Annotated in this window: 27 protein-coding genes; 7 read left to right on the top strand and 20 right to left on the bottom strand. The window is 58.0% G+C overall.

The window, feature by feature from the left end; translation table 11 throughout:
- Positions 1–23: 23 nt before the first annotated feature.
- The 11 genes from QMK33_RS00275 to QMK33_RS00325 form a co-directional block, all read right to left on the bottom strand.
- Entirely contained in the window at positions 24–644 is a 621-nt protein-coding gene (locus QMK33_RS00275; protein WP_283562549.1) for a DUF6046 domain-containing protein, read from the bottom strand.
- Positions 641–2,593 carry a phage tail tape measure protein gene (locus QMK33_RS00280; RefSeq protein ID WP_283562550.1) on the bottom strand — a complete coding sequence of 651 codons (1,953 nt, stop codon included), beginning with the start codon at positions 2,591–2,593 and terminating at the stop codon, positions 641–643. Before QMK33_RS00280 ends, QMK33_RS00275 begins: the two co-directional genes overlap by 4 nt.
- 225 nt (positions 2,594–2,818) lie before the next feature.
- Positions 2,819–3,136 (bottom strand): hypothetical protein, encoded by a 318-nt coding sequence (locus tag QMK33_RS00285; RefSeq protein ID WP_283562551.1) that lies wholly within the window; start codon positions 3,134–3,136, stop codon positions 2,819–2,821.
- Positions 3,137–3,230: 94 nt separating this feature from the next.
- Positions 3,231–3,650, bottom strand: a complete 420-nt coding sequence (locus QMK33_RS00290; RefSeq protein ID WP_283562552.1) for a protein-tyrosine phosphatase family protein — start codon at positions 3,648–3,650, stop codon at positions 3,231–3,233.
- Entirely contained in the window at positions 3,651–4,898 is a 1,248-nt protein-coding gene (locus QMK33_RS00295; protein ID WP_283562553.1) for a DUF2586 family protein, read from the bottom strand.
- Between the two features lie 3 nt (positions 4,899–4,901).
- Positions 4,902–5,648, bottom strand: coding sequence for a hypothetical protein (locus QMK33_RS00300; protein ID WP_283562554.1), 747 nt, complete (start codon positions 5,646–5,648; stop codon positions 4,902–4,904).
- Positions 5,649–6,197, bottom strand: a complete 549-nt coding sequence (locus QMK33_RS00305; RefSeq protein WP_283562555.1) for a hypothetical protein — start codon at positions 6,195–6,197, stop codon at positions 5,649–5,651.
- Positions 6,197–6,640 carry a CHAP domain-containing protein gene (locus QMK33_RS00310; protein WP_283562556.1) on the bottom strand — a complete coding sequence of 148 codons (444 nt, stop codon included), beginning with the start codon at positions 6,638–6,640 and terminating at the stop codon, positions 6,197–6,199. Before QMK33_RS00310 ends, QMK33_RS00305 begins: the two co-directional genes overlap by 1 nt.
- A gap of 41 nt (positions 6,641–6,681) precedes the next feature.
- A complete protein-coding gene (locus tag QMK33_RS00315; protein WP_283562557.1) occupies positions 6,682–7,050 on the bottom strand; it encodes a hypothetical protein in 369 nt (122 codons plus the stop codon).
- Between the two features lie 168 nt (positions 7,051–7,218).
- Positions 7,219–8,307, bottom strand: a complete 1,089-nt coding sequence (locus QMK33_RS00320) for a phage capsid protein (protein ID WP_283562558.1) — start codon at positions 8,305–8,307, stop codon at positions 7,219–7,221.
- An 89-nt stretch (positions 8,308–8,396) separates the two neighbouring features.
- Positions 8,397–9,371, bottom strand: coding sequence for an HK97 family phage prohead protease (locus tag QMK33_RS00325; RefSeq protein WP_283562559.1), 975 nt, complete (start codon positions 9,369–9,371; stop codon positions 8,397–8,399).
- A gap of 176 nt (positions 9,372–9,547) precedes the next feature.
- On the opposite strand from QMK33_RS00325, the gene QMK33_RS00330 reads away from it, so the two are divergent.
- From QMK33_RS00330 to QMK33_RS00360, 7 genes are all read left to right on the top strand, one after another.
- Complete coding sequence (locus tag QMK33_RS00330; protein ID WP_283562560.1) at positions 9,548–10,012, top strand: hypothetical protein; 465 nt, start codon at positions 9,548–9,550, stop codon at positions 10,010–10,012.
- A 117-nt stretch (positions 10,013–10,129) separates the two neighbouring features.
- Complete coding sequence (locus QMK33_RS00335) at positions 10,130–11,686, top strand: hypothetical protein (RefSeq protein ID WP_283562561.1); 1,557 nt, start codon at positions 10,130–10,132, stop codon at positions 11,684–11,686.
- Complete coding sequence (locus QMK33_RS00340; protein ID WP_283562562.1) at positions 11,687–12,172, top strand: phage protein Gp36 family protein; 486 nt, start codon at positions 11,687–11,689, stop codon at positions 12,170–12,172.
- Between the two features lie 4 nt (positions 12,173–12,176).
- On the top strand, positions 12,177–14,531 hold the full coding sequence (locus QMK33_RS00345; RefSeq protein ID WP_283562563.1) for a phage portal protein family protein: 2,355 nt from the start codon (positions 12,177–12,179) through the stop codon (positions 14,529–14,531).
- Between the two features lie 31 nt (positions 14,532–14,562).
- Entirely contained in the window at positions 14,563–15,030 is a 468-nt protein-coding gene (locus QMK33_RS00350; RefSeq protein WP_283562564.1) for a phage virion morphogenesis family protein, read from the top strand.
- 19 nt (positions 15,031–15,049) lie between these two features.
- Positions 15,050–15,295: a hypothetical protein gene (locus tag QMK33_RS00355; RefSeq protein ID WP_283562565.1), complete on the top strand. Its 246-nt coding sequence runs from the start codon at positions 15,050–15,052 to the stop codon at positions 15,293–15,295.
- Positions 15,292–15,765 carry a hypothetical protein gene (locus QMK33_RS00360; RefSeq protein ID WP_283562566.1) on the top strand — a complete coding sequence of 158 codons (474 nt, stop codon included), beginning with the start codon at positions 15,292–15,294 and terminating at the stop codon, positions 15,763–15,765. The genes QMK33_RS00355 and QMK33_RS00360 overlap by 4 nt, the downstream gene beginning before the upstream one ends.
- A 28-nt stretch (positions 15,766–15,793) precedes the next feature.
- On the opposite strand, the gene QMK33_RS00365 is transcribed toward QMK33_RS00360, so the two are convergent.
- The 9 genes from QMK33_RS00365 to QMK33_RS00405 all read right to left on the bottom strand — a co-directional run bounded on the left by QMK33_RS00365 (position 15,794) and on the right by QMK33_RS00405 (position 19,967).
- Entirely contained in the window at positions 15,794–16,126 is a 333-nt protein-coding gene (locus tag QMK33_RS00365; RefSeq protein WP_283562567.1) for a DUF2511 domain-containing protein, read from the bottom strand.
- A gap of 4 nt (positions 16,127–16,130) precedes the next feature.
- Positions 16,131–16,628: a hypothetical protein gene (locus tag QMK33_RS00370; protein ID WP_283562568.1), complete on the bottom strand. Its 498-nt coding sequence runs from the start codon at positions 16,626–16,628 to the stop codon at positions 16,131–16,133.
- 56 nt (positions 16,629–16,684) lie between these two features.
- A complete protein-coding gene (locus QMK33_RS00375; protein WP_283562569.1) occupies positions 16,685–17,275 on the bottom strand; it encodes a hypothetical protein in 591 nt (196 codons plus the stop codon).
- Positions 17,272–17,499 (bottom strand): hypothetical protein, encoded by a 228-nt coding sequence (locus QMK33_RS00380; RefSeq protein WP_283562570.1) that lies wholly within the window; start codon positions 17,497–17,499, stop codon positions 17,272–17,274. The genes QMK33_RS00375 and QMK33_RS00380 overlap by 4 nt, the downstream gene beginning before the upstream one ends.
- A complete protein-coding gene (locus QMK33_RS00385) occupies positions 17,496–17,936 on the bottom strand; it encodes a hypothetical protein (protein ID WP_283562571.1) in 441 nt (146 codons plus the stop codon). The genes QMK33_RS00380 and QMK33_RS00385 overlap by 4 nt, the downstream gene beginning before the upstream one ends.
- 1 nt (position 17,937) lies before the next feature.
- Positions 17,938–18,975 carry a phosphoadenosine phosphosulfate reductase domain-containing protein gene (locus QMK33_RS00390; RefSeq protein WP_283562572.1) on the bottom strand — a complete coding sequence of 346 codons (1,038 nt, stop codon included), beginning with the start codon at positions 18,973–18,975 and terminating at the stop codon, positions 17,938–17,940.
- An 82-nt stretch (positions 18,976–19,057) separates the two neighbouring features.
- Complete coding sequence (locus QMK33_RS00395) at positions 19,058–19,291, bottom strand: hypothetical protein (protein WP_283562573.1); 234 nt, start codon at positions 19,289–19,291, stop codon at positions 19,058–19,060.
- Positions 19,288–19,506, bottom strand: a complete 219-nt coding sequence (locus QMK33_RS00400) for a hypothetical protein (protein WP_283562574.1) — start codon at positions 19,504–19,506, stop codon at positions 19,288–19,290. Before QMK33_RS00400 ends, QMK33_RS00395 begins: the two co-directional genes overlap by 4 nt.
- A complete protein-coding gene (locus QMK33_RS00405) occupies positions 19,506–19,967 on the bottom strand; it encodes a host-nuclease inhibitor Gam family protein (RefSeq protein WP_283562575.1) in 462 nt (153 codons plus the stop codon). The genes QMK33_RS00400 and QMK33_RS00405 overlap by 1 nt, the downstream gene beginning before the upstream one ends.
- Positions 19,968–20,047: the final 80 nt, after the last annotated feature.

Consider the following 20,047-nt stretch of genomic DNA (forward strand, 5'->3'; position numbering starts at 1 on the left):
TACCCGGCAAGTAAGATACAGGCTCATTTCGTGCGGGCTATTTTGAGTTTAGCCAGGCTGCTTTCGTCGCTGCTGGCATTGATTTCATAGTAGAAAAAGCCGTGGGCACCTGGCACGGCCGGAAAGCTGATGTCTTCTATCACGATGCGGCTGATGTTGAAGTAGGTGAGCAGCTGGCACTGCACATCCAGCGCAAACCCGCGCCGGTAGATGCTCACCAGGCTGCGCAGCCATTCTTCGGGGTAGTCATCGGGCACGAGGCCGCCCGAGGCGCGGTCACGGGCCGCCCCTTCTCGCACGGCACGGCCCTGGATGTTGATTTTCCAATCATCCATCCCGATGATTTCTTTCACCGTGAAGTCACCACCTGCTATCTGCGTCTTTACAATGGTTTTTGAGCCGCTCACAGTTATGAGCGGCTCATTTGGCAGGGTCACTTCGGCAATCTTGATAGCGAAGTAGCGGGGCGTGCCCAGCACCGAAGAAATAGGCAGCTTAAATAGCTCCGCTTCGTTGGTTTTGGTCGGCCGCTTGGCATCGGGAAAGGGCAGGTGAGTTACTACGCCCTTCCCCTTGCGGAAGTCGCCTAAGTCGAACGACAGGCCCGCCGTGCGGCCCGTGTTGGTTGGGAGGTCACTTATCATAGGTTGCCGGTTCCTTGGCTCACGCCGTTTACTACTCGGGTCAGAGCTTCTTCCAGTTGAGCCACCATATCGTTGGCCCCTTCCTTCAGCGTGGTAGTGTGGATGTTGATGGAGTCCTGAAACTTGGCGATGGCGATGTTGATGGTGGTGGGCTTACTGCCCCCTTTCGCCACGCCATCCACTTTCGACTTTATGGGCTGGTTGGCGGCCAGGCCCTGGCTCTTGGTGCCCGCCGCAAACGGGTCTTCGTTCTTGCCCGCCTGAATGACTTTGGCATCAATGGCGATGTCGCCCATCTTGCCCAGCCCGAGGAACGGGGCAATCAGGTTCCACACGGCTTTCACCTTGCCCACCAGGTTTTGCAGGAAGCCCGTGAACCGCGCCCACAGCCCTTGAAACCACTGCTCTAGCTGCGGAAACAAGGCAAACGCCCCTTTCACCAGCCAGTAGAAGGGGCTCAGCTTCACGATGGTCTGGGTCAGGTTCCACATCCAGCCCTTCAGCACATCCCAATTGCGGATAATGAGGTACACCGCGCCGGCCAGGATGGCCAGGCCAGCGATAACCAGGCCGATGGGGTTGGCCGACATGGCCGCGTTCAGCGCCCACTGTGCCACCGTGGCCCCCACCAGGCTACCCGAAAAGCTAATAAGCCCGAGGATGCCGGTGCTCACCATCAGCCCGACATTCTTCAGCATCGACAAGCCGGAAGCGGTCTGGCTCAGCACGAACTTCCAGGTAGCTCCAGCTGCTACCAGAAAGCCGCTCCCCATCATGCTCAGCAGCGGTAGCATCTGCGAAGCCATTACGGCTACTTGCGCCGAAGTCTGGATGTAAGGAATGTATTCCTTGGTGGCGTTGAACACCGAAATGCCCAGGTTTTCCCACAGCGCTTTCATCCGGTCCATCCGGCCGGCCGTGGTATCCATAATGGTGTTGGCCGCGTCGGTGGCTGCGTTGGTGCCCGAAATGGCGGTGGCGTAGTTGGCCATCGCGCCCGTGCCCCGCAGCAGAATGTTGGCCGCGTTCTGGTTTTCCAAGCCGAAGATTTTCGACACCAGGGCCGAATCACCTTGCACTTTCTTCAGCTCCGTCAGGCGCTGGTTCAACGTCAGGCTTTTGTTGCCCATCACGTTGATGTCCACCCCGGCCGCCTTCAGCTCAGCCCGCAGGTCTTTCGGCATGAAGCGGCCTTCCCCGAGCTTGGCCAGCACGTTCCGCAGGGCGGTGCCCGCTTCCGCGCCTTTCAGCCCGCCCTGTGCCAGCACCTGGATAGCCGCGTTGGTTTCCACGAAGCTGACTTTGGCCCCGGCCGCCGCAATACCAGACAGCCGCAAAGCTTCCGCAATCTGCGGCACTTCGGCAGCGCCCGCGTTGGCGGCGGCGGCCATCACGTTCATTTCGTAGCTCATGGCCTTGGCCACCAGCTGTGTGTTGTTCGTGTCGACCCCAAACTGCTGAACGCCCGTGGTGAGGGCCTTCATCGCGCCCACCGTGTCGCCACCCATGCTTTTGGCCAGGATGTTCACGCTGGCCGTGGTGCTGTCCATCGCTGCCTGGTCTTTGGCCATCTGCGGCCCGAGTTCGCTCAGGATGCCCTTCGCGGCTTCGAGCTGCGGCACTACCGACCCGCCGAAGGTGTTGGCGGCGGCGCGGGCGCTGGCCCCCATCTTGTCGAGGCCAGCGCCGGCCACTCCCGTGATGGCCGACACTTCGGCCAACGTTTGTTCGTATCGGATGCCCGGCTCCACCGCATTGTTGAAGGCGGTGGCAGCGGTCTGGATGCCTTGCGCCGCCTGGTTGGCGATGGCCATGCCCACGGCGGCGGCCTTCGCCCCGGCCTTCACCTTTTCGTACATCCCGGCCATCTTGTCGCCACTAGCCAAGATGGTCTTCATCGGCCCGCTGGCCTTATCTATGAGGTTGATAACCCACTGGTAATTACGCATGTAGGGCGAATGGGGCTAAGGGTAAAATAAAAAGGAGGGCGGCGGCCTAGCCCCCGCCCTCCTTTTCTGCTTCAGTTTTGCGAATCCACACCAGGTCTTCGTATTGTTCTGCCCACTCGTCATCACTGAGGGCAGCCACTTCCGACTGTGGCATTCGGTAGTAGTAGCGCAGCTGGGCATCTATCAGCCGCAGGAAGCTCGTGTCTTTCCCGACCGTAGCTTCCTCTAGTCGTTTTTTAGGGCCGCTACCTTGCTGCTGACGATGCTATCCACTACTTGGCACAAGGCGAAGTAGATTTCATCATCAGCCTTCGTTTCCTGGATGTGGCTCAGCTGGCAGTTCTTCAGGATGATGTTATTGTACTTCGACACGGAGCCTTTAGCCCGAACCATCGCATCGGTGGCCTGTGCCACCAAGTCACGCGAAGGCTGTTTGAACACAATTTGAAGGCCATCTACTTCTACCGTTTTCAGCTTGCCATGCTCTTCAGTCCATTGGGTAATTTGTTCGGCGGTAGGGTTGTTGTTTTCGGCGGTAGCCATGATAAAAGGAGGGGAAAGAGAAATTAGAAAAACTGTTTAAAACCTATTTAAAAGCGGAAGACACGGGCCGGCCAGTAGCCGACCCGTGAACCCGTTAGGCGGCGTTCAGCACTACTTCAGCGGCCTTGAAAGGCAGGCTGATTTCCATGTTGAGGTCACCCTTCTTTCCACCTTTTTCATACTCAGTCAGCAGCACCGATTTCACGATGTCCTTCACCGACAAATCGTCTTCATTGATGTAGGCAATGATGATGTCGAAGGGGGCCAGGCTGGTAGGCGTTTTGCCAGCGGGCAGCGAGCGCACCAGGGCTTCAAACTCCGATTGCAGCAGCGTGATGGTGCCATCTACTACCTGCATCCCATCGGCGTAGGCCACGGGCTTGCGGCCCAGGCCATACACGAATTCGCGTTCCGCCTTTTCCTTGTACTTGATTTCGGTGCAACCCACGATGGGCCGGCCCGCAAACACAATCGCGATGTCTACCCACCCGAATTCTTTGCTGTCAAAAGCCATTTAAATGGTCGTAAAAGGGTTGTAGAATTCCACCGTGGCTTCAATCTGCGCGCCCGTGGCTGTCTTCACGATTTTCAGCAGGGCCACGATTTTGGCCGTGGCCGTGACGTTCTGCTTGGGGTTGACATAGACATCGCAGCTCACGATGTTGCCCTGTGCCTGCATCTGGCCTTCAATCGCATTCTTTAGCACGTTCTGGAAGCGGGCCACCTCAATGACTGGCAGGTAGCCCGTGGTGCGGTCAATCTGCACATCATCCAGTAGCTCTTCCAGGTAGGCGGCCCGAGCAATGCGGGCGGCCTTGTTAATCACCCGGCTATCCTTCACGAAGGCGTAGTCATCGGTGGCCGCCGCACACGTCGGGTCATCGTTGTAGAAGAACCCGTCTTTGCCAGGGTGAATGAGCGGGAAGATGTAGCCCTTGCCACTGAGCAGGCTCAGGTCACCGCCCGGCCCATCGCTCAGGCTGCTTACCAGCGCGCCGCCGCTCAGGCTGGCCTGCGTGATGCTGGCCAGCTTGCCATCCTTCACCCGGCCGATGCTGCGCTGAACCGGAATGGCGGCCAGGCGGCCCAACACCTTGCCCACTTGCGCATACTTGCCGGCCACCGCAATGCCCGAGGCGACCAGGGCCGCACTGCGCAGCTGGTCCCGGCCGATGGTCACGGCCACGTTCTTGCTGGCCAGGGTGCGCAAGTCGAGCGCCGCCGTGGCCGTACCAGAAAACAGCCGGCCTTCCAGCAGCATATCAACGGGGCGGAAGGCGGCGAATTCGGCATCCGCAAACACCTGTGCCAGCGGAATGGCAGTGGCCAAGTCGGTCGTGATGCCGGCCGGGCCAGCCACTTCGGCGGCAGCCGGGTTGAGCACCACACCCAACAGCTTCACCTTGCCACCCTGGCCTTTCAGCTCGTTTTGCAGGGCCACGTAGGCGGACTGGCCGGACGTGAACAAGTTGGTGAGCGTGGTAGTGGCTGGCACGGCCAGTACCCGCAGGGGGGCACCGTCACCGGCTTCTTCGTAGAAATCCTTGATGTGCTCCCACACCAGGGACTGCTGCACTACATCGGCGGCGCTGGTGGCCCCGGCCACTTCCGCGCCCCGCAGGCTGTACACCTGTGCTTCCAGCATGGCGTAGCCCAAGGGGGCACCCACCACCAGCAAGGCCAGTCCATCGGCGTTGTCGAGCTGGCGGCCTAGCTGGCCGTTCCCGAGGTCAATTGTTACGTTAGGGCGTTCGTAGGCCATTTCTTAGGCAGCTTTAGCAACGGTGGAAGCCTTCTTTTTGGGGGCGGCCTTTTCCTTGGCAGGTTTGGCGGCGGGAGCGGGCTTAGCCTTGGCGGGCTTGGCGCCCGGGGCGGCTTTAGCAGCCGCAGCCGGGGCACTCGGGGCGAACACGAACAACTTGCCACCAGCCACCACATCGGCCAGGCTCGGGGCGGACTCATCAGCGGCCAGCTTCAGCAAGCCCTGGTTAGCCAGGCTGGCCAGTTTGCCCACCTGAGCACCTGAGTTGTCGACGATGGCCACGAAGGGCGCGGCGGTCAGCATCGGCACGGGCTTCGGGTTGTAGGTGATGGTGTCGAGGCCGTTGGCCAGGGCAGTCATCAGGAAGTCCGCCACGTTTTCCAGCATCACAGCGGGGTCGGCTTCGGCCAGGGCGGCCTGGTAAATCACTTCGGCCAATTGGCGGGGCAAGGCACCCACCAGCTTCACTTCGGCCAGCAGCAATTCCAGGGTACCCACTACGGCGGGGAACTCGGGAACTTCCGCATCAACTGAGGGGGCCACGGCGGGCGCGGCCAGCGGGCTGCGCAGAATGCGCATGGTGGTAGATTGAGCTACCCGCGCTTCGTCTTTGGCGATGCTTTCGCGCTCGGGGCGGTAGAAGGTGCCCGTGCCCACCACAGCCACCAGGTGTTCCACATCGGGGTTGGCGGCAAAATAGTCGCCCGACATCGCCACCAGGTCACTGGCAGAATATTCAGAATTGCCCATTTAGAGTAAGCGTAAAGGCGTGAAAAAACGGAGATAGGCCCACCCGGCCCCGACTACCAGTGTCAGGCCAGTGAACCAAATGCAGAATTTGACGAAGCGCCCGAGCGGGGCTTTCACGGTCACCACCTTCGTTTCCTTGGTGGTGCGGATGCGGATGCGGTCGGTATCCGTCACGGGCACCTGTGCCACGTAGGGCGCGGTGAAGGCCGTGGCAGTTACCCGGCCGCTGGCATCCAGCATAAAAGCCAGGCGTGTGTGGCCCGAGGCGCTGAAAATGGTGACGGGCCGAAACAGGTGCGTGGCCTCATCAAACACGATGCGGGTGGTGAGCCGGGCCGAATCGGCGGGCACTGCCACCGACACCAGGCGCTGCACTTGCCGCAGGGCAGTGGTGTCGCTCACCAGTGATTCGCTGGGCTGAAGTCTGGTGCTGGCACAGCTTGCGCAGGCCAGCACCAGGGTCAGCAACACGCCCGCAATCGGCATCCCTTTGGCCATGTTCAGGGAAGCGATGATGCCTGTGATGCGGAAGCGGGCGTGGTAAGTCATTATTTTGGAATCCAGGATGAAACGAGGGCTATTTGAGTTCTCAGGCGGCGCATCCGGTGGACTCCATCCCCTTCGCGCTGTACCCCGTTGCCGCCCCCGGTATTGCCTTCCACCGTGATGACGAAATCATCATTCCAGCTTTGAATTAGCCCGATATGGTGGATGCCGTTGCCGTAGGCGTAGCCAGCAGTGTCGCCTTTTTTGATTGGCTGGCGAATGATGCCGCCGCGCCGGTAGATGATTTTGGGGGCCGGAAACCAGCTGGCTGCCAGGCCCGAGCCACGGGGCACCTGTAGCCCCACCAGCTTGTAGCACCAGGTGACGAAGGAGGCGCACCAGGGCTGGCCCCGGCGGTTGCCCGAGCTGCGCTGGTAGCGTTCTACCTGCGGCCCGGCGTTAAAGCCTACTTCCATCACGCCCACCTGGCTTTCACCCGCCTTCATCACGGCGGTGCGGATACTGTCTTCGCGGGTTGGGCTGGCTCCTAGTGCGTCAGTGACACACAGATGTAAACAAAGAGCGAGACAGCCCAAAAAGAAACGATAACCTTTTGCCATTCAGTGAGTCGATAAAATGCCCGTGCAAAATGCTTTTTCCAGAATCGGGCTACCACGGGCATATACACCCGCACCAGCAGCACCGAAAAGCAGTAGAGAGCTACCGCCCGAATGCCTGAAAGCAGCAGCGTTTGGAACACGCTCCAATCCATCCAGGCCGGCCCCGTAGGGTCATCCGATTTCTTGTTTTCCAGCCAACCCTGAAGGGCTGGCACTCCGAACCACAGCGATAAGCCCACCAAAACAATGACCACCCCACCCCACTTGCCCACAAGGGTTTTGGTCCGGCGCATCATATGTGAAGTTGACCCGGCTGAAAACAGCTTGTTAAAAAGAGAGGTAGGTAAGGCCATTGTTTTTGAAGACTTGCGACTGTGAAAATTGGGTAGCGGGTGCCTGGCCAGGTGAGCACAATGCGCCCACCTGGCTGGCTTATGCCCGAATGTTTAAAGAGTGTTTAAAGGCTAGGCGGGGGCTTCGTACACCGCTACCACGCCACGCTGGTTGGCGTAGGCCGTGGTGCCACCCACCCGCAGCAGGGCGCTGAACACGTCGCCGTAGTAGAGCGGGTTGGCTGCGTCCTCAAAAACCTGGATGCCACCGTTGGTAGTCGAGCCCTTAGCGAAGCGCACGAAGCTGGGGTGCCAGAACAAGGCCGACACGTTGTCCGTGACTGCTTTAGCTACGTCAGGCGACTTCTTAGCACCAGCACCCGTAAACAGGGTGGTTTCGCTACGCACGTAGAACTTGAAGCCGAAGAGTCTGGCAATGGTACCATCCATTACAGTCGAGTTTTGGCCGATAGCATAGGCTTGCGTGAACTCGGGAATGAGCAACAAATCCATCAGCATGTCCGAGTCAATGAGGCAGCAGCGGCCCACCTGCGGCACATTCTGATTGTTCAGCAGGCGCTGGGCAGTCAGAATATCCTTTTTGGTCATAGCCTTGCGATTGCCCGTCTGAAACTCCTTGTTGGCAGGGCGGGCATCACCCGTGGTCGGCACGATGTTTTTGGCAAGGCTCGGAGTCCACACGTAGGAGGCGATGTCGGCCGCGTCGGTAGCCAGCTTTTCAACGTGGTCATGCAGAATGGATTGGCGCTTCGGGTAGCTGGCCTCAATCGCTTCCGTCATCTGAAGCACTACGGGGTCGGTGGTCAGCTCATCCACATCGTAGTCCACGATGGTGTCGGTGCGCTTTTGCGCGGTGGCCGGCAAGGTCTGGCGATTTTTCTCCGTGTTGGGCGTAGTGCCAGCCTGCGGCAAATGCACCGTTTTGCCCGACAAGAATTCCGAGTCATCACGGCACTGGCTCAGGAAAGTATTGTCGGGGAATACGTTCTCAGCAATATCCGTAACCCAGATTTCTTTCTGAATGGCCATGAAGGCCATCGGCGCGGCCGTAGCCGGCGCGGCCGGCAACAGGCAGCCCACGGCGAACAAACCAGCACCGGCTACCACCCCAGCACCCGCCCCGGCCATCGGGGCCACGATGAAGGCCAGCAAAACCGCCATTACAATGTTGTAGACCAGGTTTTTAAAATTCAATTTCATGCAGTTTATGAAAAGCAAAAGTGTCGTTGCAGTAGATTTATAGATTGGTTTTTGGACAGCCCCAATCCATTTACAGGCTGGCGTTTGGGCTACAGCTTGGTGCCGTAGTAATCGGTGTACAGCGCTTGGTACTTGTCAGCATCCTGAGCCCTGAGCTTCACCAGGCCCGCCGAATCCTTCTTTTCCCAATCGCGAATAGTCCACTCCTTGCGCTGGTCGGCCAGCTTCAGGATGCCGGTTTTCTCTGCGGGGTTGTCGTTGTTTTGCTGGGCAGCCAGGTTTATGGCATCTTTCAGCGTTTTGCGCTCAGCAGGGGTTTTGTTCTCCCCACCAGCGGCGGGCTTCAGGCTACCGAAGTCGAGGAACGACAAGGCCAGGTTGGGCGCGGCGGCGGCCAGTTGCACGAAGCGGTCCTTGTTGTCAGCGGTCACCAGGCCGGCCTGCTCAGCCAGGGCAATGATGGTGTCGGCCGTTTTCTTGTCAGCATCCTTCTGAATGCGGCCGATGGCGGCTACGGCTTCCGCCTCAGTAGCATTTTCCCCGAGTCTCAGGGCCAATAGGATTTGATTCATCCTTCGTGCGTTTTTGGGTGTAAGTGTTGGGAGAAGCTTGTCGAGCGTTTCGGCGTTGGCGGTGGTGTCTTCCGACAGGCACAGGCCATTGCCCAGGAATAGCTTCAGGGCGTTTCTATTCCCTGGAATGTCTACTATGCTTGCTTCAAGTAGTGTGCTTTGAGTGGCAGTAGGACGGGTTTGGCCAGTCACCAGCAGCTTCGGGTCTTCCGACCAGGTCAGCGGCTGCAAGCCCGAGGAACAAGCTTGGAGGAACCCATCTTCAACTTGCTGAGCCTTGCTAGCGGCAAACTCATCTTTCATATTGAAGACAGCTTCCGCTGTGAGCTGCGCCCCCTCTTTCTTAATGTCTTCCCACCGGCCAATGACCTGGCCCCGGCCGTGCATATAGAGCATCACCGGATTCTTCACGAAGTCCTTGATGTCGATACCAGCGGTTAGAAATCGCAGGCCGTAGCAGTTTACCCGCTCGTCGGATAGTATGAAGCGCATTCAGGTTTTGGGTGTGGTTGTGGCGAATCGTTGGGCAAACCTACTACCCCAATTTGTCCACGTAAAGCCCTGATTTTCATGCTACGTACTGATTAGTACGCATCCCCAAACCTTGCTTCGGCTACCCTTTCACGCGCCCTTTTTCTTTGTGGCACACCGTCCAAAAAAGCGCGCCTATGGCCCTGACTATTAAAGAGAAAAAAGAGCTGGCATTGAGCTACTTCCTGCACTCACAAATGAGCCAGCAGGAAATAGCCGCACGGGTAGAGGTGAGCGAAAACACGCTTTCTACCTGGAAGAAGGATGGTAATTGGGAAGTGGAGAAAGGAGCCCTGACCGCTACCCGCCCCCGGCTCATCACCAGCTTCTACCGGCAGATTGAGCTAATCCAGTCGGGCGCGAAAGATGCCGAAGGCCGGCCCCGCGCCCTGGATACCAAGGAAGCGCAGTCCATCCGCATGATTACCAAAAGCATCGGGGAGCTGGATAGGAGCCTGAGCATAGACCTGTACATCCAGGTCATGGAGGAATTCATCACCTGGCTTTTCAGTGCTGATTCGGTGCTGGCCAAAGCGGTGCTGCCCTTCCTGGATAGGTTCATCAAAGGCAAGTTCTCCGAGCTGAACAAGCAGTCGAACTAGCCGCCCCATTTAAACGCCGTTCAAACGCCCCGATAAGCCACGCACCCCCGTGCGCGTGCCCATCGGGGCGATTCAATTATCCCGAAGCCCACAGCGGGCCTTAAAACGATTTTGCCAATGGCTGTAAAAGTGAAGGCCAAAAGCCTGGAAGAACGGTGGGACCGCTTGGTGCAACGCATCAAGTCGGAGCACTCTATTGGGCTGGGTGAACCCGAGCATGAGAAGGAAGCCCGCAAGGCGCGGGCGCGGGCCGATTATGATTTCTTCGTCACCTACTACTTCCCGCACTACACCCGCACCAAGCTCGGGGAAGTGAGCCACTGCGCACCGTTTCACATTGATGCGGCCAACGCCATCCTGGCTAATCCGATGTTCACGGGGCTGATGAAGTGGTTTCGGGGTTCGGCTAAGTCCACCCACTTCAACATCTTCATTCCGCTGTGGCTCAAAATTCAAGAGCCCATCCGACAGCTGAACGTGATGATGCTGCTGGGCCAAAGTGCCACATCAGCCGCCCGCCTGATACAAGACATTCAGGCCGAACTAGCTCACAACCAGCGGTACATCAACGATTTTGGCCCCCAAATAAAGGATGGCAGCTGGGCCGAAGGTCAGTTCCAAACGCAGGACGGTTGCGCGTTTGTAAGCATGGGCATGGGCCAGCCCCAGCGGGGCACCCGCTTCGGGGCCAACCGCCCCGACTACATCACGGGGGATGACCTGGATAGCACCAAGCTGGCCAAAAACCCGGCCCGCGTGCGCGAAGCGGTGGAGTGGATTCACCGCGAAGTCATTCCCACAATGGACATCGGTATTGCCCGCTTCATGCTAATCAACAACCTGATTACCAAGAAAGGCATCATGGCCATGATGCTGAAGCTGCATCCCGACTGGTTTATTTCGGAGGTGAACGCCCTGGATGAAGCCGGGGAAGTAACCTGGCAGAAGTACACGAAAGACTTCTTCGCGGGGCTGCTGAAGAAAATCGGCTTCAAGGCATTCCAGTCCGAGTATATGAACGACCCGCAGGTGGATGGCGGGGTGTTCACCACTGAGCAAATCCAATGGGCGAAGCTGCCCAAAGACTGGTCGTGGTTTGATGCCCTGGTGATGTACTGTGACCCGAGCTACAGCACCAGCGAAACATCTGACTTCACGGCCATCGCTGGGTGGGGTAAGAAAGGCGAAAAATTCTACAAGTTCAAAGCCTACTTCCGGCAACGCGAAAGTGTGGACAAGGCCATTAAATGGTGGTTTAAATACTACATGAGCCTGGAAGTGAAGGTGCGGGCCAAGATGCGCTGCTACATCGAAGCCAACGCCACCCAGTGCGTCATTCTGCGGCCCATCATCAATAAACAGGCCCGCAAGTCGGGCATCGCCAACTTCATCCAGTTCGACAAATCGAAGAAAGGCGACAAGGCCGACCGCATCGGCAGCATGACCACGCAGTACGAAAACGGCGATGTTTTCTACAGTGTGGACGAAGAAACCGACCTGGATATGATTTTCAGCATTGAGCAGCTTACCAGTTGGACCGATGGGGCGAAACACGATGACGGGCCGGATGCCGACGAATCGGCCTGGCGGCGGCTGGAAAAGATTGGCCGGGCCAGCGGCCGTAGCTCAGTGCCCACCGGGGGCTTTACCCAAAACCAATCACGCGCTTTTTAGATGGCCTTTTTAACCGATGATGACTACCTGGCCCAAATCGACCAGGCAGACCTGCTAGCCCTGAGCCGTGCCGACTCTCCCCAACGCGATGACCCCGATGACCCGGCCCCGCCCGCGCCGGCCCCGGCCACTGGCCCCACCATTCGGGACCGCGCCGAAGCCAACGCCCTGGCCGAAGTGGCCAGCTACTTACGGGGTCGGTTCGACATGGGGGCCGCCTACGCCCTGGTTGGGGAGGCTCGCAATGCGCAGCTCGTCATGATTTGTGTGGACGTGGCCATCTGGCACCTGGTGCCCCGCGTGGCCTTCAAGAACGTGAGCCAGGTGCGTGAGCTGCGCTACGATGCCGCCATCAAGTGGCTCACGATGGCCCAAAAAGGCCAGAGCAACCCCGACCTACCCGCCTACCCGGTAGATGCAGCCAGTCCCCAAAGTCACAAGCTATTTCAGTGGGGCAGCAATCCCACCCGCGCCCAATCCTTCTAAGCTCATGGCCCTACTCTCCGATAAAAAACGCGCTGCCAAAGAAGGCAACACGGCCACCATCACCCCGCGCAAAGGCAAAAAGAACCCCACGCTGAAAGACCAGCTGGTACCGACTACCAGCCGCGTGCGGGCCGATGCTGACATTGCGCAGTGGCGACAGGCCGAAGAGCAGGCCCTGAGCCCGCTACGCCCCCGCCGTGACCGACTCATCGCCATCTACTACCAGGTAACCAAAGATTTGTACCTCACGGGCCAGATGACTACCTTGAAAAACAAGGTGCTGAGCGAAGGCTTTGCCGTGGTAGATGACAAGAACAAGGAAAACGTCGATGCGCTGAAGCTGCTGCAACGCCCGTGGTTTCTGGATTTCCTGAATCGCGTATTGGACACCGACTTCTACGGCCACACACTGCTGCAATTCGACTACCCCGATACCGAAGGCGACCACGCGGGCGAGTTTACCCGCATCAGCGTGATACCCCGTGGCCAGGTCATTCCCGAGTTGGGCCAGGTGCTGCTGAGCCAGTACGACAGCACAGGCGTACCCTTCCGTGACCCCGCCTACGACTACACCGACCTGCTGCTGGAAGTGGCCCTTATGGATGAAGAAGGCCGCTTCGGGCTGGGCATTCTCAACAAGGCCGCGCCCGAAATCTTCTGGAAGCGGCACAGCCGGGTAGACTGGTCACGCCGCTCCGAGAAGTTCGGGATGCCCCTCATCTCGCTCAAAACCGATGCCGTGGAAGATGCCCTACTGGCCGACAAGCGCAATGCGCTCAGCAATATGGGTAGCAATGGCTGGATGATTCTGGATGAAAACGAAACCTTGGAAATAAAGGAGTCGAGCGCCAACCAGGACGGGCGCATGTACAAGGGCCTGGTCGATACTGTGAACGATGAAATCGCCTACCTAATTACGGGCCAGGTAGCCACCAGCCAGGAAACGGGCAGCCGCTCGGGCGGCGAAGTGCATGAGCGGGTGCAAGAGCATTATGTGCAGGCGCGGATGCGCTTCCTGCACATGTACATCAACTACACGCTGTGGCCCTTTTTGAAGAAGCACGGCTACCCCGTGGCGGGCCTGGAATTCAAGTGGCGCAAGTGGATTGCCGAAGAGAATGCCGCCAAGAACCCACCCGCGCCGCCCGCGCCCGACCCCACCACCGACACGCCGGCCGTGCCCAATGCGGGCAAGAAGAAGGTAATGAAAATGGCCGACTTGTTTGACCTGTTCACCCTTGCCGCCTCAAAAGAAGATGTGGCAGAAGCTACCAAGTGGCTACGCAAAGCCATAGAGTTGCACGAAAAGCACATGAATGGCACGGCCCCCACTACTGGCAAGGAGGGAGAGAAAAGCCAGATGGAGATGATGACCCAGATGAAAAACGCTTTTGCAGCACTAACGGGTAAAGCAGCACCCGCGAAGAGCAAGATGGATATGGCTAAAAAGGAAGGTATGGGTAGCATGAAAATGTCCACGCCAAATTTTCCTGAGCCCCCGGCGCACACCAGCGCCGGGGGCTACACCGCCGAAGTAATTGAGTTGAGTGACCCGGCCGAAACCCGCCTGCTGAAGCTGTTCAACAACGTGGTGGCTAAGCTGCACACCGACCAGCCGAAGGTGAAGGCGATGCTCAAAACGCCCGAGTGGCAGGCCATGTACCAGGAAGTGGCCGGCCAGCTACTGGCCGGGGCCGAAGAAGGCGTGGGGCAAACCCTACCCGAAGTGACCTACGGCACCCCCGATGCCGTGCTACTCGGGAAGTTCAGCCAGCACCTGTATGTCTTTTCGGCCAACAAAAACTACCAGCTGCTTACTGAGCTGAACGCACTCCTTATAAAGGATGGGCAAATCCGCGCCTTTCCCGAGTACAAGGCCGAAGCCCTGAAGCTACACGACCAGTATAACGTGAGCTGGTTGCGCACCGAATATGATACCGCCATTGCCACCGGCCAGATGGCAGCCAAGTGGCTCACCTTCCAGGAGGATAAAGGCAGCTACTTCCTGCGGTTTTCGACTGCGGGTGATGACCGCGTGCGCCCTACCCACGCCGAACTGGATGGCATCACGCTACCCGTAGAGCATCCGTTTTGGAACACGCGCTACCCGCCGCTGGGCTGGAAGTGCCGGTGTGATGTGGTGCGTGTGCTGCGGGCCGGTAAGGAAGCCACCGACGAAGACCGCCTGAAAAACCTCACGGGCCACCCGCCCGAGTTCGGCAACAACGCGGGCAAAACCGGGGTCATCTTTCCCGACAGCCACACCTACAACGATGTGCCGGCCACCGTGAAGCCGCTGCTCTACAAGATGGCCACCCAGGACGCACCCCAACCTAAAAAGAAGAACGCCGATGGATAGCCTGGATAAATTCAATAACCAGCTCCGAATCATGGCTGGCCAGATGAACGGCCTGGCCAAGTCCCTTCCTGGCCAGATTGGTGCCCTGGCTCTGGAAAGCATCGATGATAACTTCCGCAGCCAGTCGTTTTTCGGCACCCCGTGGAAGCCCCGCGTGGTAACGAAGGGCAATGATGGCCGGGCGCTGCTGGTGCAATCGGGCCGGTTGCGGCGGTCGTTTAAGTTGCAAAACAGCGGCTTCACGGTGGTGCTATTCACCGATGTGCCCTACGCTGAGATTCACAACGAAGGTGGCACCATTGCCGAAACCGTGACGGTGGCCAGCCACTCACGTTCCAATAAGAAACGTGGTGCGGGCGGTGCTCACCAGGTGCGCGAACACACCAGGCAGGTCAATACGACCATTCCACAGCGCCAATTTGCGGGTGAACACCCTCAGCTAGATAATGCAATTGAATCCTTGTTGGAACGGCAATTGAGTAAGATATTTGACCTCTAAAAGTCTTCACCAAATAAATATGGCCCGCGATAATTCTCTACTCATTAAACGAAACAAAGAAATCAGGGCCGCTTACAATCGCCTCACTGCGGAAGAAGTCATCGCTGTGTTCAAGGGCCGGCGCGTGGCGATGAAGCTCAACTACGAGCAAATAATGACCATGCTGGGCAATATGTTCTTCCTGAGTCCGCGCACCATTGAGCCTATTATCACGGCCACCGCGCCCAAAATGGCTGCCATCACCTCCACCGCACACGCCGCATGAAAGAAGTATTCGTAGCCGTGAAGGCATTCCTGAAGACCAAACTACCCGACCTCAACACGCTCACTCGCTGGAATAACCAGCTGGAAAACGAGAGCACCGAAAGCGTGCAAACCTTCCCCGCCGTGTACTACCAGTTGGATGGCCTCAAAACCACTACCATCAGCCGGGGCATTCAGCAGGCCGAAGGCATCCTGCGCATCCGTCACTGTGCGAAGGCCCTGCGGGGTGCGCAGCTCACAGGTGTAGACCTGGAAGCCACCACCTACCTGGCCTTGCAGGCGTGGAAGGGTGGCCCCATCACCACGGGCCTGGATAGGGTAGCCATCTACCCCGACCCCAACTACGGCGCGGTGGAAGTCATCATCAGCGAGTACCACATTAAGTACACCGATGCCAGTTGGCTGAATGCACGGGTACAACTGGTGCCAGGCCAGGGCCTGGATGGGGTAGCCACGGTAGTGCTACAATAAAAAAGGCCACCCGCTTGGGTGGCCTTTTTTATTTACAGTTTTTAGCTGCGATTTCCAGAACTTGCCCGATGTCTTTACCTGGCACCCAAATCTTTTCAATGTCCTCCCATTTGGGTGAGCCATCGCTTTTGCGCGCAGATTTGGAAGTTCCATTCAGGCCGTAGGTATGCCCATCTGAGTCGGTTACTAGCCGATACATACCGTGACCTGTACAATGCACTGTCACTTTCTCCACAGCAAAAGGCCAGTCTTCACCAAGCTCAGCTCGGGTAATTTCAACAGACTTGCCACTTGGCACATCGGCGGCATCGGGCTGGCAGCCAGCAAGCGAAAGAAGCATGGCAGCAAGTAGCTTTTTCATGGCGCTATTTACGAATGGCCTGCAATGCTTTGCGCACTTCTTTTGAATGAACGTCCGGCTTACCCCGCTGCTCATACTCACCTACTGCGGCCAGCGCCTGGCTCACCAGTTGCGTGGCTTCGGCCGGGTCACTGGCTTCGGCCCGAGTACCGTAGGCCAACGCTTTATCCAGCAGGTAGCGCACCCGGCCCGCAGCCACCAGCGCATCGTAGTCCTTCACGGCAAGCGGTAAATAATCGGGTTGGGCGGCACTATCAGGCTTGCGAGTATGGCGGCTAAGGCTGTTGGTTGCCGCGTAAGCGTGGTTTTTTAGGGCCGTGGTATCGGCCGGGGCTTGCACCAGGCAGATGGCGTAGCTGACTTCGGCTTGTTCCCAATGCTCAGACTCTTCAGCCGCCTGGCCAGCGGCAAAAGCTTGCTGGAATGTGGCCGTTGGGGCATTCTGAGCGGCTACCGCCCCTGCGGAAAGGACTAGGAATAGCCCCAAAAGTGCGTTTTTCATGGGTTTAACGGGTGCTTAACAGGCGATTATAGCCCCAAATATGGACAAAAACTAAGCTATAAACGGTCTGGAACTACCCAGCCACGGCCTTTAATGAACTCCAAACCTTGCGCCCGCAGGTGAGCATAGTAGGCCCCATGCTTCTCAGAGGGCAGTTTTTGGAAGAAATCCTTGTCAAATTGGTTCGGAAACCGCTCCTTCGCATTCCGCCCATTCTTCTGGATGTCCCGTGTGATGTTGATGCGCTGGATATAGTTGCGGATACTGAAATCCAGCAGCAGCGGGGTTTCAAAGAAGATGGCCAGTAGCTCCTGGCTCACGGGCACCGTGCGGATGTTGCTGGCTTCATTCTGCGTGGGCCGGTAGCTCACGTTCCGGTATTCCTGAAAGGCTGCGCAGTAGTGGGCAATCTTATCCTTTGTGGTTCGCTCGGGCAACGGGATGATGCTCATGTTGCCCAGCGATACTTCACCCGAGGCCAGCTGCGCTTCCCGCACGGGTAGCAAGTGAAGGAAGTATTCCAACTGCTCAGCCGTGGGCTGGGCATCGGCCGTGTCGAGCCCCCGCAGCAGCCCGCCCCGGTAGCGGATGTAAATGGCCCCGCCCGGTATTTTGGCCGAAGTCAGTTTGTAGATGCTGGTGTTCATTTTCGCAGGCCTTTGATGTACTCAATAATTTGACTGACCGTAGCGAAGGATTGATGAATTCCTATTAGTTTTTCACACAGCAGGGTTACTTCCTCATCAATCCCTTCTTCTTCTTTCTCAGATGCAGGAATCATGTGCATCACGCCATTATGCAGAAGGCTAGCAGCGTACAGCCTGACGAATAGCTTTTGCTCCCTCTTATTAAGCGGCCGGTCCTTTATCATTTCTCCAATTCTTTGAGGTACTTCCGATAAACGACTTTGAACTGCGTGACCATCGCCACCAGCTCAGCATGTGTGTAGTGGTTAAAGTGCTTTTTGGTCTTCGTGTAGGTCTGGCACCAGGTATTCACCCGCCCCATATCCACCTTCTCTGTACCCGGCAATTCCCACCGCATTTCGTGGGCCAGGCTCAGTATTTTGTTGCGCATCCGTTCGGACTCTTCTTCCTGCTCAGGCGTGGGGGCCACGGGCGCAAGCCCCAGGCTGGCTTCCAAGTGGTCAATCAGCGCCCCGCATTCGGTAGTGAATAGCTCCGATGTGCGGCCAGTGCGGTTGTTGCTGAATTGCTTGGCTAGGGCTTCTTTTTCGGCTGTCAGGCCAGCTTCAGCCAGCAGCGTGTGCAGCCGCTGGTTCTGTTGTAGGGTGCGGATTTTTCCCATGTTAGTTGTTGAGTAAGATTGCGTCCCGAACGCGGGCCGCTTCGCCCGTCACGGGCAATTCGGTGAGTGACCAGCCGTGTTTGAAAGTGGCCTGGCCGATGATTTCCAGTTGTATTAGGTGCCCGTATAGCTCGGGGTTGTGCTGGGCTCCGTTTAGTAGGTCGTTGGCACTACCCAGCACACAGAAGGCGCACGAAAGCCGTTGATTACCGAACACGTAGGCCGGGTGGGCGGGCCACCCATCTAGGGCTTCCGCTTCCTGGCCAGCCTTGTATAAAGCACGGCGGCGCTGTAGCTCAGCCAGGCTAGTACCACACGCCTGCCAGATGTCTTCTTCCGACCAGTGGAAGAGGGGCCGCCAATTCAGGGCCACCCGCTTGCCCGGCTCTCGGGCGGCCAGTGCCCGGCGCGGGGTCATGCTGGCCAAGTCACGCGCTTTAGCTACCGTGCTTTTAGCCGTGATGCTTTTGCGGATTTCCACTACTGGCTTTTTGGCCCGGTCCCGGCTCTCATCACCCCGCACCCCTTCAGCCGACACTACCACTTCGGCCGTGCGTAGGTGGGTATCAATCGGCCCACGCTTCTGGTCAGAAGTGCAATAGCGGCTATCCGATGAAGGCCAGAATGGGGCCGGGTTACGTAGGACTGTATCTATTGGGCCACCTTTTAAGTGGCTGGTGCAATACCGACTTTCGGCCGATGGCCAGAACGGCGTAGCCGTGCCCTTCACCGCCTGCAAACGCTCTTCAAACCGGGTTATTAGGTCGCCTTTGGGGCGTTGCACTACGACCAGCGGCAAGCCCGCTTCCTCAGCCAACTGCGCCACAAATGCGCCCGTCTGAGGCCATTCGGCCCGCCCGAGGTCGGCATGAATCACGTACTGCTGACCAGGATAGCCCTGTGCCCGAAACCAGGCCGAACCTACTTCAACCAGCGCTTGGCTGTCCTTGCCACCGCTCAGGCTCCACACGCAATCAGCACCTTCCCGCAGGGCCTTTTCAACCGCCGCAGGCACGGCAAACGCGGGTAGCTTTCGCATAAAATCTTACCTTAAAAGTGAAGTATTGGCACCCGGCGCGGATTGCGAATCCGCGCTAAGCCACGCGGCCGGGTTGGGGTATTCAATTCGCGGCCAGCTGGCCTTCGCTGAGCAACACCCGCTTTGCTGTTTGCTTGGTTTTGAAGGTGTTCAATGAGGTTTGATACACCGTAATCCACACCCAATAGAAGCCAGGTGCTTCGCGGCTGAATTGGTCTATCGTGCCTGTGCCACCTGTATAAGCACCCCGCGTAACCTTTACTGCTGAGCCTTCTCCCAGGTCTTTTATGGACTCGTGCGGTTGGTCCTGGCTCATAGCGAGTCTTCCCCGAGCCGTGTGAGTAGCAGATAAAACCCCAGGCAGAAGGCCGCAATGAGTATCACCAGCCACGGGAACCACAGTGGCGACAACACCGCCCACCAGCTCCACCCAGCCACCACACCCACGCCCACCAGTTTCAGCGCAGCCAGTTGCAGCGCCGTGACCACCATCATCCCGATGGTGGTCACAACTTTATCCAGCAGATTCACTATTTCTTCGGAGTGATAAAGAAGCTGTCTTCCTGCTTCACCGTGATGCCCAGCGTACCCAGCCGTCTCACCAGCCTTGGGTAATCGCCCCAGGTAGCGGCCACCTTTTTGGAGTCCACCGATTCGAGAATGGCCGCAGACATTTCCGTCTTCACGATTTTCAGGTACGCATCCTTGATTTCAGCCGGCCCATCCAGCGGAAACGACACCGCTTTGGTGCCCAGCTTGAAGCCGAACGTACCGCCTTCCAGCGTCATCGTTTTCTTGCCGCCGAAAGCTGCGGGGTTGGTGTTTGCCCAGCCTTCCAGCTTGGCTTTCACGTCTGCTAATTCAGCATCCAGCGGCGCTTTGGCCTCTTTTGCTGCGTCATCAATTTCCAGCTGACGCTGGTGTAGGTCGGCGTACCGTTCCAGCAGCTTGCTGGCCTTTTTGGTGGCGGGGTTCAGGGCTACAGTGGCCATTTGAAAAGAGTTTGAAGGGTGAAAAATGGGTAAGTGGTGCGCCTGGCCAGGGAGTCGAACCCCGGCGCGTGACCTTCCAG

Source organism: Hymenobacter sp. H14-R3 (assembly GCF_030063445.1).
Lineage (GTDB): Bacteria > Bacteroidota > Bacteroidia > Cytophagales > Hymenobacteraceae > Hymenobacter.

Excerpts from the sequence above, each read along its gene's own strand:
- QMK33_RS00275 (WP_283562549.1), bottom strand. The coding sequence starts at position 644 with ATGATAAGTGACCTCCCAACCAACACGGGCCGCACGGCGGGCCTGTCG.
- QMK33_RS00280 (WP_283562550.1), bottom strand. The coding sequence starts at position 2,593 with ATGCGTAATTACCAGTGGGTTATCAACCTCATAGATAAGGCCAGCGGG.
- QMK33_RS00285 (WP_283562551.1), bottom strand. The coding sequence starts at position 3,136 with ATGGCTACCGCCGAAAACAACAACCCTACCGCCGAACAAATTACCCAA.
- QMK33_RS00290 (WP_283562552.1), bottom strand. The coding sequence starts at position 3,650 with ATGGCTTTTGACAGCAAAGAATTCGGGTGGGTAGACATCGCGATTGTG.
- QMK33_RS00295 (WP_283562553.1), bottom strand. The coding sequence starts at position 4,898 with ATGGCCTACGAACGCCCTAACGTAACAATTGACCTCGGGAACGGCCAG.
- QMK33_RS00300 (WP_283562554.1), bottom strand. The coding sequence starts at position 5,648 with ATGGGCAATTCTGAATATTCTGCCAGTGACCTGGTGGCGATGTCGGGC.
- QMK33_RS00305 (WP_283562555.1), bottom strand. The coding sequence starts at position 6,197 with ATGACTTACCACGCCCGCTTCCGCATCACAGGCATCATCGCTTCCCTG.
- QMK33_RS00310 (WP_283562556.1), bottom strand. The coding sequence starts at position 6,640 with ATGAAGGCGGGTGAAAGCCAGGTGGGCGTGATGGAAGTAGGCTTTAAC.
- QMK33_RS00315 (WP_283562557.1), bottom strand. The coding sequence starts at position 7,050 with ATGATGCGCCGGACCAAAACCCTTGTGGGCAAGTGGGGTGGGGTGGTC.
- QMK33_RS00320 (WP_283562558.1), bottom strand. The coding sequence starts at position 8,307 with ATGAAATTGAATTTTAAAAACCTGGTCTACAACATTGTAATGGCGGTT.
- QMK33_RS00325 (WP_283562559.1), bottom strand. The coding sequence starts at position 9,371 with ATGCGCTTCATACTATCCGACGAGCGGGTAAACTGCTACGGCCTGCGA.
- QMK33_RS00330 (WP_283562560.1), top strand. The coding sequence starts at position 9,548 with ATGGCCCTGACTATTAAAGAGAAAAAAGAGCTGGCATTGAGCTACTTC.
- QMK33_RS00335 (WP_283562561.1), top strand. The coding sequence starts at position 10,130 with ATGGCTGTAAAAGTGAAGGCCAAAAGCCTGGAAGAACGGTGGGACCGC.
- QMK33_RS00340 (WP_283562562.1), top strand. The coding sequence starts at position 11,687 with ATGGCCTTTTTAACCGATGATGACTACCTGGCCCAAATCGACCAGGCA.
- QMK33_RS00345 (WP_283562563.1), top strand. The coding sequence starts at position 12,177 with ATGGCCCTACTCTCCGATAAAAAACGCGCTGCCAAAGAAGGCAACACG.
- QMK33_RS00350 (WP_283562564.1), top strand. The coding sequence starts at position 14,563 with ATGGCTGGCCAGATGAACGGCCTGGCCAAGTCCCTTCCTGGCCAGATT.
- QMK33_RS00355 (WP_283562565.1), top strand. The coding sequence starts at position 15,050 with ATGGCCCGCGATAATTCTCTACTCATTAAACGAAACAAAGAAATCAGG.
- QMK33_RS00360 (WP_283562566.1), top strand. The coding sequence starts at position 15,292 with ATGAAAGAAGTATTCGTAGCCGTGAAGGCATTCCTGAAGACCAAACTA.
- QMK33_RS00365 (WP_283562567.1), bottom strand. The coding sequence starts at position 16,126 with ATGAAAAAGCTACTTGCTGCCATGCTTCTTTCGCTTGCTGGCTGCCAG.
- QMK33_RS00370 (WP_283562568.1), bottom strand. The coding sequence starts at position 16,628 with ATGAAAAACGCACTTTTGGGGCTATTCCTAGTCCTTTCCGCAGGGGCG.
- QMK33_RS00375 (WP_283562569.1), bottom strand. The coding sequence starts at position 17,275 with ATGAACACCAGCATCTACAAACTGACTTCGGCCAAAATACCGGGCGGG.
- QMK33_RS00380 (WP_283562570.1), bottom strand. The coding sequence starts at position 17,499 with ATGATAAAGGACCGGCCGCTTAATAAGAGGGAGCAAAAGCTATTCGTC.
- QMK33_RS00385 (WP_283562571.1), bottom strand. The coding sequence starts at position 17,936 with ATGGGAAAAATCCGCACCCTACAACAGAACCAGCGGCTGCACACGCTG.
- QMK33_RS00390 (WP_283562572.1), bottom strand. The coding sequence starts at position 18,975 with ATGCGAAAGCTACCCGCGTTTGCCGTGCCTGCGGCGGTTGAAAAGGCC.
- QMK33_RS00395 (WP_283562573.1), bottom strand. The coding sequence starts at position 19,291 with ATGAGCCAGGACCAACCGCACGAGTCCATAAAAGACCTGGGAGAAGGC.
- QMK33_RS00405 (WP_283562575.1), bottom strand. The coding sequence starts at position 19,967 with ATGGCCACTGTAGCCCTGAACCCCGCCACCAAAAAGGCCAGCAAGCTG.